Genomic DNA, 12,961 nt, shown 5'->3' with positions numbered 1-12,961 from the left:
TGTGACTGACATGGGTATTGCATTTACGGATGGAGACAATCCGCCTGTAGACTGGAATTTCGCGATGGATCGTTCTATGTGTGAGACAATTAATTGCGGGTGACGGCCATGCTCGACCTCAACGACCTCCGCCTCTTCGCCAAGGTGGCGCAGCTGGGCGGCTTCACCGCCGCCGGCCGGGCGCTGGGCCTGCCCAAGTCGCGGCTCAGCCGGCGCATCGCGGCGCTGGAGGAGGGGCTCGGCGTCCGGCTCTTGCAGCGCTCGACCCGCCGGCTGTCGCTGACCGACGTCGGCGAGACCTTCCTGCGCCATTGCGAGACCCTGCTGGCCGAGGCCGAGGCGGCGGAGCAGGCGGTGGCCCAGGCGCGGTCGGAGCCGAGCGGGCTGGTCCGCATCACCTGCCCGCATATCCTGGCGCAGACCATGATCGCGCCGCTGATCAACAGCTTCCTGGCCGCCCATCCGGCGGTGCGGATCTCGATGGAGCTGACCGGCCGCCGCATCGACGTGATCGACGAGCGCGTCGACCTGGCCTTCCGCGTCCGCAAGCCGCCGACCGAGCCCTCCGACGTCGTCGTCCGGGTGCTGGCCCAGACCCGCGACGTGGTGGTGGTCGCGCCGGCGCTGCTCGACCGGATCGGCCGCCCGGCGGAGCCGGTCGACCTGATCCGCCTCGGCACGCTCGACCTGCACCATGCCGACGGCCGCCATGTCTGGACCCTGCTGGATGCGGCGGGCAGCCCGCAATCGGTGCCGCATGTGCCGCGGCTGGCCAGCGACGACATGTTCACCTTGCGCCAGGCCGCGATCGACGGGCTCGGCGCCGCGCTGCTGCCGGACTATATCTGCCGGCCGGCGATCGAGGTCGGGCTGCTGGAGCATGTGCTGTTCGACTGGCGCGTGCCGGAGGGCGAGGTGCAGGCGGTGTTCGCCTCGCGCCGCGGCCTGGTGCCTGCGGTGCGGGCCCTGGTCGACCACGTCGTGCGCTGGGTGCCGCGGATGGTGGCGATCTGCGACAGCGAGCTGCGCGACGAGGACCGGCTGCCGCCCTATGCCGATTCCGGCGCCAACGCCGCCGCGCTCGGCCTCGATGCGCTGTTGACCGCCCGGCCCGCCGCCCACTAGCTTCGCTGCGACGGTTCCTTCGGGATCAAAAGGGAATGCAGTGCGGGCCTCGGCCCAACGCTGCGGCTGCCCCCGCAACTGTGAGCGGCGAGTTCTCCGTCATCATGCCACTGGGATCTCGGGTCCCGGGAAGGCGACGGAAGGGCGACGACCCGCAAGCCAGGAGACCTGCCGTCAGTCGTGGTCACGCGCGAGCACGCCGGGCGGGGTGTCCTGGTGGTTGCCAAACCGGCCCGGTTGCCGAACCGGCGCGGGCCGGGGAGACAGCGTTCGCGGTGACGTGCCACAGGCGTGTCCCCCGAGGTCTCCATGTCCGTTCCATCCCGTTGCGTCCTGGTCCTGCTCGCGGCCGGCGTCTCTCTGCCCGCAGAGGGCCAGGAGGCGCCCCTCACACTCGAACCGATCATCGTCACCGCCAACCGGGTGCCGACCCCGGCGGCGGAGGTCGGCAGCGCCGTCACCGTGATCACCCGGCAGGAACTGGAGGACCGGCAAATCCGCCAGGTCTCCGACGTGCTGCGCGAGGTGCCCGGCGTCGCCATCAACCGCACCGGCCCGGCCGGCGGGCTGACCCAGCTGCGTATCCGCGGCTCGGAAGGCAACCAGACGCTGGTGCTGATCGACGGCATCGAGGTCAACGACCCCTCGGCGGGGTCGGAGTTCGACTTTGCCCATCTGATGGCCGACGACATCGAGCGGATCGAGGTGCTGCGCGGGCCGCAGAGCGCGCTCTACGGCTCCGACGCGATCGGGGGCGTGGTCAACATCGTCACCCGGCGCGGCACGGGGCCGGTCGCGGGCACCGTCTCGGTGGAGGGCGGCGGCTATGGCACGCTCCGCGGCCACGCCTCGGTCAGCGGCGGCAATGACGATCTGGACTACCTGATCGGCACCGCCGGCGTGCTGACGGACGGAGCGTCCTCCGCCCGCCATGGCAGCGAGGCCGATGGCACCCGCAACGGCACGATCTACACCAAGATCGGGCTGCACCCGAGCGAGCTGGTCGATATCGACGTGGTCGGCCGCTACACCCGCTTCCGTACCGATCTCGACGGCTTCGCCGGCGGTGTCGGCGCCATCGACAGCAAGGACGATGTCGTCGGCTCGACCTTCCTCGGCCGCATCCAGGGCAAGCTGAAGCTGCTCGACGGAAGGTGGGAGCATATCGTCGGCCTGTCCTACACCGATGACAGCCGCGACTATCGCGACGGCGACGACATCATCACCAGCAGCTATCGCGGCAAGACCACCCGGGTCGACTACCAGACCAACCTGACGCTGGACAGCGAGGCTTTGCTGCCGGCCGAGCATCGGCTGACCTTCGCGGTCGACCATGAGGAGCAGCAAGCCGACAGCGACAGCGGTTTCTCCGACTTCAGCCGGCGGATCGGCGCCACCGGGCTGGTCGGGCAGTACCAGCTCGGCCTGTTCGACAGCCTGTTCCTGACCGGCAGCGTGCGGCACGACCTGAACGACCTGTTCGACGACACCACCACCTGGCGCCTGACCGCGGCCTACAAGGTCGAGGCCACGGGCACCAAGCTGCGCGTCTCCTACGGCACTGGGGTGAAGAACCCGACGCTGTTCGAGCTGTACGGCTTCACCAGCACCTATCGCGGCAACCCCGACCTGAAGCCGGAGCGGGCGGAGGGCTGGGATGCCGGCTTCGACCAGCAGATCTGGGGTGAGCGCGTGGTGCTGGACGCGACCTATTTCGAGCAGCGGATCAGCGACCTGATCGTCGGCAGCGGGCAGGGCTCGACCAACCTGCCGGGCACGGCGACGGCGCGCGGGGTGGAACTGGGCCTGTCGGTGACGCCGGTCGACGACCTGACCATCCGCGCCTCCTACACCTACACAGACGCCGAGGACGCGACCGGGGCGGAGCTGGTGCGCCGGCCGCGCAACCTCGCCAGCCTCAACGTCAACTACCGGTTCCTTGAGGGGGCGGCGAACGTCAATCTGGGCGTCGACTACAACGGGTCGCAGAAGGATTTGGCCTTCGACGAGGTCTACAACTCCTCGCCGGTGACGCTGGACGGCACTACGCTGGTGAACTTGGCGGCGTCGTACCAGGTCAGCGACAGGGTGCAGGTCTATGGCCGGATCGACAACCTGCTGGACGAGGATTATGAGGAGGTCTGGACCTATGGCTCGCTGCGGCGGGCCGGCACTCTCGGCATGAAGGTCAGCTTCTGATCGCGATGCGCCGCCTTGCCGTGCTCCCGCTGCTTCTGGCCCTCGGTGTCGCGGTTGCGCCGGCGATGGCCCGGCCGCATCGGATCGTCTCGCTCAACCTCTGCGCCGATGCGCTGGTGCTGCGCCTGGCCGACCGCGCGGATGTGCAGTCGGTGACCTGGCTGGCCCGCGACCCGGAGAATTCGGTGGTGGCGGAAGAGGCGGCCGCGATGCCGGTCAATCACGGGCTGGCGGAGGAGGTGGCGGCGCTGAAGCCGGACCTGGTCGTGGTCGGGGCCTTCACCACCCGCAGCACGGTGGCGCTGCTGCGCCGCCTGGGGATGCCGATCCTGGAGCTCGGCGTGCCGCAGGACCTGGACGGCATCCGCGCCCAGATCCGCCAGGTGGCGGCGGCTTTGGGCCAGACAGAGCGCGGCGAGGGCATGATCGCGGCGATGGATGAGCGGCTGGCGGCGGTCCGGGGACCGGCATCGCCGCAGCTGGCGGTGGTGCTGCGCCCGAACGGCTTCACCGCCGGCCGTGGGTCGCTGGTTGACGAGATCCTGCGCCGGGCCGGCGTTCGCAACCTTGCCGCCGAGCAGGGTCTGGAGAATTACGGCGAGATCCCGCTGGAGCGCGTGGCGCTGTCCGGGGTGCGGCTCCTGATCCTGAACCAGCCGGAGAACCGGGCGCCGTCGCTGGGCGAGGCGGTGCTGGACCATTCGATCCTGTCCGCTCTGCCGGATCTGCGCCTGGTGCGGGTGCCGGCGCGGCTGTGGACCTGCGGCGGCCCGGAGGTGGCCGACGCCGCCGCCCTGATCGCCGCCGCCGCCCGCGCGGTGGAGGAGGGGCCGTGACCGCCGAGACCACAGACCACCGAGCCGCGGCGCCGTCCTATACGCTCCTGGTCGCCGTCCTCGCCTTGGCGGCGCTGGCCTGCCTCACCGGATCGGTCGCCACCGGCTATGCGCCGCTGGACCTCGCATCCGCCGCCGGCGACCTGCTGGCCGGGCGGCAGACACTGCCGGCGCTGGTGCTGCTGGAGCTGCGGCTGCCGCGGGCGCTGCTGGGCCTGCTGGTCGGGGTCAGCCTCGGCCTCGGCGGCGCCGCAATGCAGGGGCTGCTGCGCAACCCGCTGGCCGAGCCCGGGGTGATCGGTGTCTCGGCCGTGGCGGCGTTCGGCGCCGTGCTGGTGTTCTACACCGGCCTCGCCGGCAGCTTCGCCCTGGCCCTGCCGCTCGGCGGCATCACCGGGGCGGTGCTGGCGACGCTGATGCTGCTGGCCCTGGCCCGGCGCGGCGCCGGGACGATGACGGTGATCCTGGCCGGCGTCGCCATCTCCAGCGCCGCCGGCGCCCTGACCGCGCTGGCGCTGAACCTGTCGCCGAACCCCTATGCGGCGCTGGAGATCGTGTTCTGGCTGATGGGGTCGCTGGCCGACCGCAGCCTGGACCATGTCTGGCTGGTGCTGCCGCCGATGGCCATCGGCTGGGCCCTGATCCTGGCCGGCGCGCGGGCGCTGGACGCGCTGACGCTGGGCGAGGACACCGCTTCCAGCCTGGGCTTCGACCTCGGCCGGCTGCGGCTGCAGCTGATCGTCGGCACCGCGCTGGCGGTCGGCAGCGCCGTGGCGGTGACCGGGGCGATCGGCTTCGTCGGCCTGGTGGTGCCGCATCTGCTGCGCCCGCTGGTCGGGCATCGGCCGGGGCGGCTGCTGCTGGTCAGCGGCCTGGGCGGCGCGGTGCTGCTGCTGCTGGCCGATATCGGGCTGCGGCTGGTGCGGGTGCAGCCGGAGCTGAAGCTGGGCGTGGTCACCGCGGTGATCGGCGCGCCCTTCCTGTTCAGCCTGATCTGGCGGCTGCGGCGGAGCGCCTGATGCGGATCGATGCCAACGGTCTTCATCTCGCGCTCGGCGGCCGGCCGGTCCTCGCCGGCATCGACCTGGCGCTGGCGCCGGGCGAACTGGTCGGGCTGATCGGGCCGAACGGGGCCGGCAAGACCACGCTGCTGCGGGTGCTGGCAGCGCTGCAGACGCCGGATGCGGGCGGGGTCCGCTATGACGGGCTGGCGGCCCGGCAGCTCGGCCGCGACCGGCTGGCCCGGGGGCTGGCGGTGCTGATGCAGGGCGACGAGGTGCAATGGCCGCTGCGGGCCGACCATCTGGTGGCGCTGGGGCGCCTGCCGCATCGCCGGGCGCTCGGCGGGATGTCGGCGGCGGACCACGCCGCGGTGGCGCGGGCGCTCGAAGCGGCGGATGCGGCGCATCTGCGGCACCGCACGGTCGGCACCCTGTCGGCCGGCGAGCGGATGCGGGTGCTGTTCGCCCGGGCGCTGGCGGTCGAGGCGCCGATGCTTTTCGCCGACGAGCCGGTGGCGGCGCTGGACCCGTTCCACCAGCTGCAGATCATGGAGCTGCTGCAGGCGCGCGCCCGGGCCGGCGCCGGCGTGCTGGTGGTGCTGCACGACCTAGCGCTGGCCGGCCGGTTCTGCGATCGGCTGGTGCTGCTGCAGGGCGGCCGGATCCTGGCCGACGGCCCGCCGGCGGCGGTGCTGACCGACGACCACCTGCGCCGCGCCTATGGGGTGGAGGTGCAGCGCGGCGAACGCGACGGGGTCGGTTATGTCCTGCCCTGGTCGCGCATCGGGGTGGAGCAGGGGGAGGGACGACCATGACCGAGGCGGTGCGGCGGCTGATCCTGGACCAGGCCGAGGAGCCGGAGACGGGGTGGAGCCTGGGCGGCTTCGGCGCCATCGCCGAGTTCATGCGCACGCCGGAGGAGGCGGCGTCGATCAAGGCCGACGAGGCCGGCGTCGCCGTGGTCACCGGCCTCGGCGCGATGCGGATCGACTGGATCGCCGGGCTGCGGCCGGTGGCCTATGAGACCGCGACCGGGCAGGGCGACCGCTGGAGCCATGCCGTGGCGCTGTGCCTGGAGGCGGGGCCGGCAACGATGAGCGGCCGGACCGTGGTCGCCGAGCTCGGCCCCGACCGGGCGGCGCTGCGGCCGCAGGACCGCGACGCGGTGCTGTTCGACCTCGGCCTCGGCGTGGCCCAGGCCGACATCTGCGTCCGCACCGCCGACCCGGCGCTGCTGGCGCAGCTGCGCGCCGGATGTGGCCGGTCGCTGTTCGAGCCCGGCAATCCGCTGATCGGCGCGGTGATCCATGCCGGGCCGCACCGCGTGTTCCTGGGCCGGCCCGGGCGGATCGAGGTGTATCAGCCGGTGCCGCCGGCCGACGGCAGGAGCCCGGAGGGGCCGCACACCCATGTGCTGCCGAAGCTGCTGGCCAGCGGCCGGACCCATGCTGCGACGGCGCCGATCCCGGCCGGCTGGGTGCCCTGCGCCCATCTGTTCCCGCCGCATCCGGCGCGCGACGCGCTGGGGCGGAAGCGGCCGTTCGAGGCGGCGCGGCACCAAGCGTTCCAGGCGCTGTGGCGGGCCTTCGGCGACCCACGGGCCGTGGCACTGAAAGACGAGGTGCTGGCCGCACTGGGCGAGGGCCGGGAGCCGCCGACACTGGTCAGCCGGGCCGACCGCGCGGTCGGCCGGGTGGCGCGCTGCCAGGCCCGGACACTCGCGGCGGCCGGGCCGGGCTAGCCGGACCGGCGGGTCAGCTGCCCGCGGCGCGGCTCTGCTCGCCGCTCAGCTTCAGCGGCACCTCGCCGAGATTCTTCAGGCTCAGCGTCAGGAAGAAGGAATAGCCTTCCTTCTGGTCCTCCGCGGTGGTGAACCGGCGCTGCGCCGTGACGCCGAAGGTGAAGCACTCGTCCTGGTACTGCGCGCCGACACTGTAGGTGAACGGCCGCATGTTCTGGATATCGTAAGTCATCCCGGTCGACAGCGACCAGTAGTCGGAGACCTTGGCGGTGCCGCCGGCGCCGAGCTGCTGCTGGTTGAAGATGTTGCCGTCGTCGTCCGGGCCCTTGTCGTCGAGCAGGCTGTAGTTGACGTTCAGGTTCAGCCAGTCCAACGGGGTGGTGCTGGCCTGGACGAATTGCCGGCGGCTGTAGAAATTGTCCTTGTCCAGCCGGAACCGCCAGTCGAGGTTCAGATACGGCGCCGGATGCAGTGTGACGCGGCCGACATAGTCCGACACCTTGTCGCGCAGGCCGGAACTCTCCGGGAAGTCGTCATCCTCCTCGAACCGGTAGCTCTGGCCCAGGAAAAAGGTGGCGGAGGCGCCGTCCGGCGCGTAGAGGCCGTAGCGGAAGCCATAGGAGACGTGCTGGCCGCCCTCGACCCGGTCGAGGCCGGGGAAGCGGTTCTCGCTGAACAGGTTGATCTCGTCGAACTCGATGTCGGCGCTGTCGTTGTTCGGGATCTTGTTGCCGTTGCTGATTTCCGGCGCGACGCTGAAGCTGACGATCGGCTCCAGCAACTGCTGGTAGGTGCCGATCTGGCCGACGAAGGGGTAGCGCGCGGTCAGGGTGGCGACCGGGAAGATCCGGGCGGCGCTGGCGTCCTGGGTCAGCACCTCGTCGGGCCCGCCATCGACCACCTTGGTCCCGTCCGGCATGTCACTCGACTGGTACAGGTCGCCGCGCAGATAGGTGCGCGCGTTCAGCACGATACCGCTGTCGGTGTAGAAATCCCGCTGCCAGCCGACCTGGCTGGACAGGCGGCGGGTGTCGAGGCCGCGGGTGGGATCGCTGGTCACCGGGTCATAGTCGCGCAGCAGGCTGATGGCGCTGGCGTTGACGAACCACTGGCCGCCGAAGAGGGTGTTCGGCTCGCTGACGTAGTTGGCCTGGGCCCATGGCAGGACGGTGGGCGAGAAACCCTTGTTGCCGATCCCGGTGCCGGGGGTGCGCAGGTCCTGCCAGTCCAGCGCCTCGACCGAGATGTAGCTCAGTCCGTAGAAGCCCTCGGCATAGGCCCGGCTCTGCAGCACGTCGGAGCCGGAGATGCCGAAGTTGTCGAGATAGGTCCGGTCCGAGGTGCGCTGGATGTCGGTCCCGAAGCGCCAGTTCTGGTCGAAGTCGTAGCGGGCGGAGCCGAAGAAGTGCCAGCGCACCTGCTGCGAGCGGAAGTCCAGGTTGCTGCCGTTGAAGCCTGAATTGTCGTTCAGGATCTTGTCGTAGCCGCTCTGGTTGATGCTGCCGTCGAGGGTGACGAGGCCCTTGTCGAAGCGCTTGCGGTACTGGCCGCTGAACAGCGTGCCGGCATCCCGCGTGATCATGGCGCCGAGCGTGGCGTCCTGGTCCGGCGAGATGTCGAAATAATACTGCAGCCCGAAGAACGGCCCGACATCGGAGGTCGCGCCGAAGGTCGGGAACAGGAAGCCCTGGCGCCGGTCGACCGAAGGGTCGGGCATCGAGAAGTAGGGCGTGTAGAACAGCGGCACGCCGAACAGGTCGATGAAGGCGTCGTGGTAGATGATGTCCTTCGACACCGCGTCGTTGGTCACCCGCACGGCGCGGATCTGCCACAGCGGCGGCGCCGTGGGATCGTCCTTGCACAAGTTGCAGGGCGAATAGACGGCGCGGTCGATGGTGGTGACCTCACCGCGCTCGCGCACCGCGCTGTTGCCGACCATGCGCGAGTTGTCGGACAGGATCAGCGACACCTGCTGGATGAAGCCGTCCTTCAGGTCGTCGGTCAGCTCGGCGTAGTCGCCGAACAGGACTTCGCCGCCCGGCTGCACCATGGTGACGTGGCCGCTGGCGGCGACCACCTGGGTCTTCTGGTTGTAGGTGACCTGGTCGGCCCGGACGATCTGGTGATTCTGGTGAATCTCGACCTTGCCGCGGGCGGTGACGAGACCGAGGGTCTGGTCGTAGATCAGCTCATCGGCGCTGATCACCGGGGGCTGCTGCTGCCCGGCAGGCGTGTCGGGCCGCGAGGGTAGCTCCGCGGCCGGTGCGGCTGGCGGCGTCTGCTGCGGGCTCGGTTCCTGGGCCGAGGCGCCGACCGCCGTAAGCATGGCGGTCACGGACACGGCGCCGAGAAAAGACGATAACCGATTGATTCGCTTCACTGCCGCTTCCAAGCTCCGACGCCGGGCGTCGCCCCTTGTGCCGAAAGCGAAGGGGCGAAGTCAACGTCGGTTACGGCAGTGCGGTCGTTATGCGGCGGTTTCGGTGACCTCGGCTGCGCTGCGCTTCCGTTGCGGCACGGGGCGCAGCAGGAACGCCGGCACGTGATCGCCCAGGCCGAGCACCGGCACGTCGTCGTGATCTTCGCGGTGCCGCCGCCGGTCATGGCCGCGATCCTCGCCGCGGTCGTCCCGGCGGGGGGCTTCCCGGCGCGGGCGGTCCGACACCGGCCGCGGGCGATCTTCACCGCGATGGGCGGCCTCGCCGTGCTGGGGGGCAGCGCGATGCGGGCGTTCCTCGGCCTGCACCGGGACGTCCTCGGCGCGCGGCGGCTTGGCCTCGACACGGCGGGGCTCGGCCGCCGAGTCGCGACCGCGGCCTCCGCGCTTCGGGGCCTCGGCGCGCTCGCCGCGCCGGCGGGCCTTGCCACGCTGCTTGACCTCGTCCTCGGACAGGAAGCCCTCGAGACCGATCTCGGGCAGCACCAGCACCGGAATCTGCTTCTTGATCAGGCTTTCGATCGCCTTGACCAGGCGCCCTTCCTCGGGTGCCGCGATCGAATAGGCCTTGCCGGTCTTGCCGGCGCGGCCGGTGCGGCCGACGCGATGGACATAGTCGTCGGCATGGATCGGCACGTCGAAGTTGAAGACGTGGCCGATGTCGCTGACATCGATGCCGCGGGCGGCGACGTCGCTGCACACCAGCGTGGTGATCTCACTGCGCTTGAACCGGTCGAGCGTCTCGTTGCGCACCGACTGGACCAGGTCGCCATGCATCTGCCCGGCGTTGAAGCCGTGGCTCTGCAGCGACTTGAACACCACCGAGACGTCGCGCTTGCGGTTGCAGAACACGAAGGCGCTCTTGACGTCCTCCTGCCGCAGCAGGTGGCGCAGCGCCTTGCGCTTGTCCTCGGCCTCGACGATGACGATGTGCTGCTCGAGCTTCTCGCCCGTGGTCGCCGGCGGCGCCACCGAGATCTGCTTCGGGTTGCTGAGGAAGGCCTCCGACAGCCGCCGGATCTCCGGTGGCATGGTGGCAGAGAAGAACAGGGTCTGCCGCAGCGGCGGCAGCAGGCCGACGATCCGCTCGATGTCCGGGATGAAGCCCATGTCGAGCATCCGGTCGGCCTCGTCGATCACCAGGATCTTGACGTCGGCCAGCAGGACCTTGCCGCGCTCGAACAGGTCGAGCATGCGGCCGGGCGTGGCGATCAGCACGTCGACGCCGCGGTCGAGCTTCTTGATCTGGTCCTCGAAGCTCTCGCCGCCGATCAGGAGGGCGTAGGACAGCTTCTCGTACTTGCCGTACAGCTCGAAATTCTCGGCCACCTGGGCGGCCAGCTCACGAGTCGGCTCCAGGATCAGCGAACGCGGCATGCGCGCCCGGGCCCGGCCGGAGGCGAGGATCTCCAGCATCGGCAGGGTGAAGCCGGCGGTCTTGCCGGTGCCCGTCTGTGCGATGCCGAGAACGTCGCGGCCCATCAACACGTAAGGTATGGCCTGGGCCTGGATCGGGGTCGGCGTGGTGTAGCCGACATCGTCCACGGCACGCAGGATTTCGGGCTTCAGCCCAAGATCCGAAAAGAGCATCGTACAGGAATCTTTACTAATGGGGGCGCGCCGAGCGGCCCGCCGCAGGCCCTTTAAATGGGAAAAACCCGCGTCAAGTCAATTGAAACTATCGAGACATCCGGGCATGGCTCACCCTAGCGCGGCGCGAGTCATGCGACCGCGGCGATGAATGGAACGAGGTGACGAATGCTGCTCGACCGGAATGACGGCGTCCTGCTGGTGGTCGACGTGCAGGAGAAGCTGGTGTCGGCGATGCATGATTTTGCGGCGGCGCGGAAGGGAATCGAGACGCTGGTCCGCAGCGCCGTGGCGCTCGACGTGCCGGTGCTGTTCGCCGAGCAATATCCGAAGGGGCTGGGGCCGACGCTGCCGGATCTGGTGGCGCTGGCGCCGGATGCACCGGTGGTGCCGAAGGTCCGGTTCTCCGCGGTCGGCGAACCGGCGCTGCTGGACCATCTCGAAGGCATCGGCCGCCGCACCATCGTGATCTGCGGGCTGGAGAGCCATGTCTGCGTGCTGCAGACCGCCTTCGACCTGCACGATGCCGGCTTCCGGCCGGTGGTCGCGATCGACGCCACCACGGCGCGGGCGCCGCGCAGCACGGCGGTGTCGGAACTGCGGCTGGTGCAGGGCGGCATCGAGATCGTGACCGCCGAGATGGTCTGCTTCGAATGGCTGGGCGAGGCCGCGACCGACGAGTTCCGCACCGTCAGCGCCTTCCTGCGATGACCCTGCCGGTCCTGTTCCTGCCCGGCCTGTTGTGCGACGCCGATCTGTGGACGGCGCAGCTGAACGCCTTCTCGGCCGGGCGGCCGGTGACGGTGGCCAGCCTCGCCGGAGCCGACTCGGTGGCCGGGCTGGCCGATGCCGCTTTGGCCGCGGCGCCGCCGCGTTTCGCCCTGGCCGGGCTGTCGATGGGCGGCTATGTCGCGCTCGAGATCATGCGCCGGGCGCCGGGGCGGGTGGCCGGGCTGGCTCTGCTCGACACCTCGGCCCGGCCGGACACGGCGGAGCAGAGCCGCCGTCGGCGCGCCCTGATCGCGCTGGCCCGGACCGGCAAGTTCAAGGGGGTGACGCCGCGGCTGCTGCCGCTGCTGCTGCACCCCGCCCGGCTCGAGGACCCGGTGCTGACCGGGCGGGTGATGGCGATGGCCGCGCGGATCGGGCGCGACGCCTTCCTGCGTCAGCAGACCGCGATCCTGGGGCGGCCGGACAGCCGGCCGGACCTGCCGGGCATCGGCTGCCCCACCGTGGTGGTCTGCGGCCGGCACGACGAACTGACGCCGCTGCCGGTGTCGGAGGAGATGGCCGGGCTGATTCCCGGCGCCGAGCTGGTCGTGGTCGAGGACAGCGGCCACCTCTCGACCATGGAGCAGCCGGAGGCGGTCAACGCGGCGCTGGCCGCCTGGCTCGGGCGGCTCGCGGATTAGGGGAAGTCCGGCCGGCCGAACGGCACCGGCAGGACATAGGGGAAGAGCTGGACGGTGAGGTCGTGGACCAGGGCGGTGAAGTTCGGGTCGTCCGGCCCGGTCGCCTGGTCGAGATAGCCCGCCACCGCCGACTGTTCGCGGCCGAGGATGCAGAAGGCGGCGCGCACCACGATCGGCCGCTTGGCCGGCGCCGTGGTCCAGGTCTTGCGGTCGCACAGGTTGAACGGGTTGACTTCGGGCTGGGCGTTGAACACCACCGAGACGAAGTAGTTGCGGTTCTCCGTCGGCCCCGGCGTGGTGGTGAAGCGGGTGCGCGGCCCGACATAGGTTCCGGTCATGATCTCGGTCACCCGCTGGTCGAAGCCCGGCGTGCCGAAGGGGTTGCCCTGGACCACGGTGCGCAGGTCGCGGCCGTCGGCGGCGGCGAACAGCTCGCCGGTCGAGTACATCATGCCGAGATCGCTGCGCACGATCCGCGGCCCGGAACAGGCGGCCAGGGCCAGCACGGCGACGGCGAGGGCGCATCGGAGCAGGATCATGGCGTCTCCCTTTCAGATCTCCCGCGGGGGGGGGGGGGGGGGGGGGGGCCCCCCCCCCCGCCCCGAGCGGGACAACCACAC

General features: G+C 70.6%; 11 protein-coding genes and 1 riboswitch. Of the genes, 8 read left to right on the top strand and 3 right to left on the bottom strand.

All coding sequences use genetic code 11. The annotated features are described in order from the left end of the window. Positions 1 to 108 precede the first annotated feature (108 nt). From AAHM41_RS08040 to AAHM41_RS08015, 6 genes are all read left to right on the top strand, one after another. Positions 109 to 1,125, top strand: coding sequence for a LysR substrate-binding domain-containing protein (locus tag AAHM41_RS08040; RefSeq protein WP_342236008.1), 1,017 nt, complete (start codon positions 109 to 111; stop codon positions 1,123 to 1,125). Continuing rightward, a riboswitch (cobalamin riboswitch) is annotated at positions 1,120 to 1,315 on the top strand. Its footprint overlaps the gene before it by 6 nt. Positions 1,316 to 1,434: 119 nt before the next feature. Continuing rightward, positions 1,435 to 3,324: a TonB-dependent receptor plug domain-containing protein gene (locus AAHM41_RS08035; protein WP_342236007.1), complete on the top strand. Its 1,890-nt coding sequence runs from the start codon at positions 1,435 to 1,437 to the stop codon at positions 3,322 to 3,324. 20 nt (positions 3,325 to 3,344) lie between these two features. Continuing rightward, entirely contained in the window at positions 3,345 to 4,160 is an 816-nt protein-coding gene (locus AAHM41_RS08030; RefSeq protein WP_342236006.1) for an ABC transporter substrate-binding protein, read from the top strand. After that, complete coding sequence (locus AAHM41_RS08025) at positions 4,157 to 5,179, top strand: FecCD family ABC transporter permease (protein ID WP_342236005.1); 1,023 nt, start codon at positions 4,157 to 4,159, stop codon at positions 5,177 to 5,179. The genes AAHM41_RS08030 and AAHM41_RS08025 overlap by 4 nt, the downstream gene beginning before the upstream one ends. Then, the gene (locus AAHM41_RS08020) at positions 5,179 to 5,976 is read left to right on the top strand and encodes an ABC transporter ATP-binding protein (RefSeq protein WP_342236004.1); all 798 of its coding nucleotides are present in this window, start codon (positions 5,179 to 5,181) and stop codon (positions 5,974 to 5,976) included. Before AAHM41_RS08025 ends, AAHM41_RS08020 begins: the two co-directional genes overlap by 1 nt. Next, complete coding sequence (locus tag AAHM41_RS08015; protein WP_342236003.1) at positions 5,973 to 6,902, top strand: DUF6925 family protein; 930 nt, start codon at positions 5,973 to 5,975, stop codon at positions 6,900 to 6,902. Before AAHM41_RS08020 ends, AAHM41_RS08015 begins: the two co-directional genes overlap by 4 nt. A gap of 13 nt (positions 6,903 to 6,915) precedes the next feature. On the opposite strand, the gene AAHM41_RS08010 is transcribed toward AAHM41_RS08015, so the two are convergent. Together AAHM41_RS08010 and AAHM41_RS08005 are read right to left on the bottom strand one after the other, a co-directional pair. Further along, the gene (locus AAHM41_RS08010; protein ID WP_342236047.1) at positions 6,916 to 9,228 is read right to left on the bottom strand and encodes an LPS-assembly protein LptD; all 2,313 of its coding nucleotides are present in this window, start codon (positions 9,226 to 9,228) and stop codon (positions 6,916 to 6,918) included. A 141-nt stretch (positions 9,229 to 9,369) separates the two neighbouring features. After that, complete coding sequence (locus AAHM41_RS08005) at positions 9,370 to 10,929, bottom strand: DEAD/DEAH box helicase (RefSeq protein WP_342236002.1); 1,560 nt, start codon at positions 10,927 to 10,929, stop codon at positions 9,370 to 9,372. A 168-nt stretch (positions 10,930 to 11,097) separates the two neighbouring features. Between AAHM41_RS08005 and AAHM41_RS08000 the strand changes: the two genes are divergently transcribed. Both AAHM41_RS08000 and AAHM41_RS07995 read left to right on the top strand, forming a co-directional pair. Continuing rightward, positions 11,098 to 11,640: an isochorismatase family protein gene (locus tag AAHM41_RS08000; protein WP_342236001.1), complete on the top strand. Its 543-nt coding sequence runs from the start codon at positions 11,098 to 11,100 to the stop codon at positions 11,638 to 11,640. Next, the gene (locus AAHM41_RS07995) at positions 11,637 to 12,341 is read left to right on the top strand and encodes an alpha/beta fold hydrolase (protein WP_342236000.1); all 705 of its coding nucleotides are present in this window, start codon (positions 11,637 to 11,639) and stop codon (positions 12,339 to 12,341) included. The genes AAHM41_RS08000 and AAHM41_RS07995 overlap by 4 nt, the downstream gene beginning before the upstream one ends. Here AAHM41_RS07995 and AAHM41_RS07990 read toward each other — a convergent pair. Beyond that, on the bottom strand, positions 12,338 to 12,880 hold the full coding sequence (locus tag AAHM41_RS07990) for a hypothetical protein (protein ID WP_342235999.1): 543 nt from the start codon (positions 12,878 to 12,880) through the stop codon (positions 12,338 to 12,340). The two genes, AAHM41_RS07995 and AAHM41_RS07990, sit on opposite strands and share 4 nt — an antisense overlap. Between the last annotated feature and the right edge of the window lie 81 nt (positions 12,881 to 12,961).

The sequence above is a fragment of the Inquilinus sp. OTU3971 genome (assembly GCF_038440215.1).
Note: the sequence above shows the minus strand (reverse complement) of the source record. Positions and strands in the feature narration are given on the sequence as shown.

What these genes read in the sequence shown, in the direction of transcription:
- AAHM41_RS08035 (WP_342236007.1), top strand. Translation starts at nt 1,435, where the DNA reads ATGTCCGTTCCATCCCGTTGCGTCCTGGTCCTGCTCGCGGCCGGCGTC.
- AAHM41_RS08040 (WP_342236008.1), top strand. Translation starts at nt 109, where the DNA reads ATGCTCGACCTCAACGACCTCCGCCTCTTCGCCAAGGTGGCGCAGCTG.
- AAHM41_RS07995 (WP_342236000.1), top strand. Translation starts at nt 11,637, where the DNA reads ATGACCCTGCCGGTCCTGTTCCTGCCCGGCCTGTTGTGCGACGCCGAT.
- AAHM41_RS08010 (WP_342236047.1), bottom strand. Translation starts at nt 9,228, where the DNA reads ATGCTTACGGCGGTCGGCGCCTCGGCCCAGGAACCGAGCCCGCAGCAG.
- AAHM41_RS08015 (WP_342236003.1), top strand. Translation starts at nt 5,973, where the DNA reads ATGACCGAGGCGGTGCGGCGGCTGATCCTGGACCAGGCCGAGGAGCCG.
- AAHM41_RS08005 (WP_342236002.1), bottom strand. Translation starts at nt 10,929, where the DNA reads ATGCTCTTTTCGGATCTTGGGCTGAAGCCCGAAATCCTGCGTGCCGTG.
- AAHM41_RS08000 (WP_342236001.1), top strand. Translation starts at nt 11,098, where the DNA reads ATGCTGCTCGACCGGAATGACGGCGTCCTGCTGGTGGTCGACGTGCAG.
- AAHM41_RS08020 (WP_342236004.1), top strand. Translation starts at nt 5,179, where the DNA reads ATGCGGATCGATGCCAACGGTCTTCATCTCGCGCTCGGCGGCCGGCCG.
- AAHM41_RS07990 (WP_342235999.1), bottom strand. Translation starts at nt 12,880, where the DNA reads ATGATCCTGCTCCGATGCGCCCTCGCCGTCGCCGTGCTGGCCCTGGCC.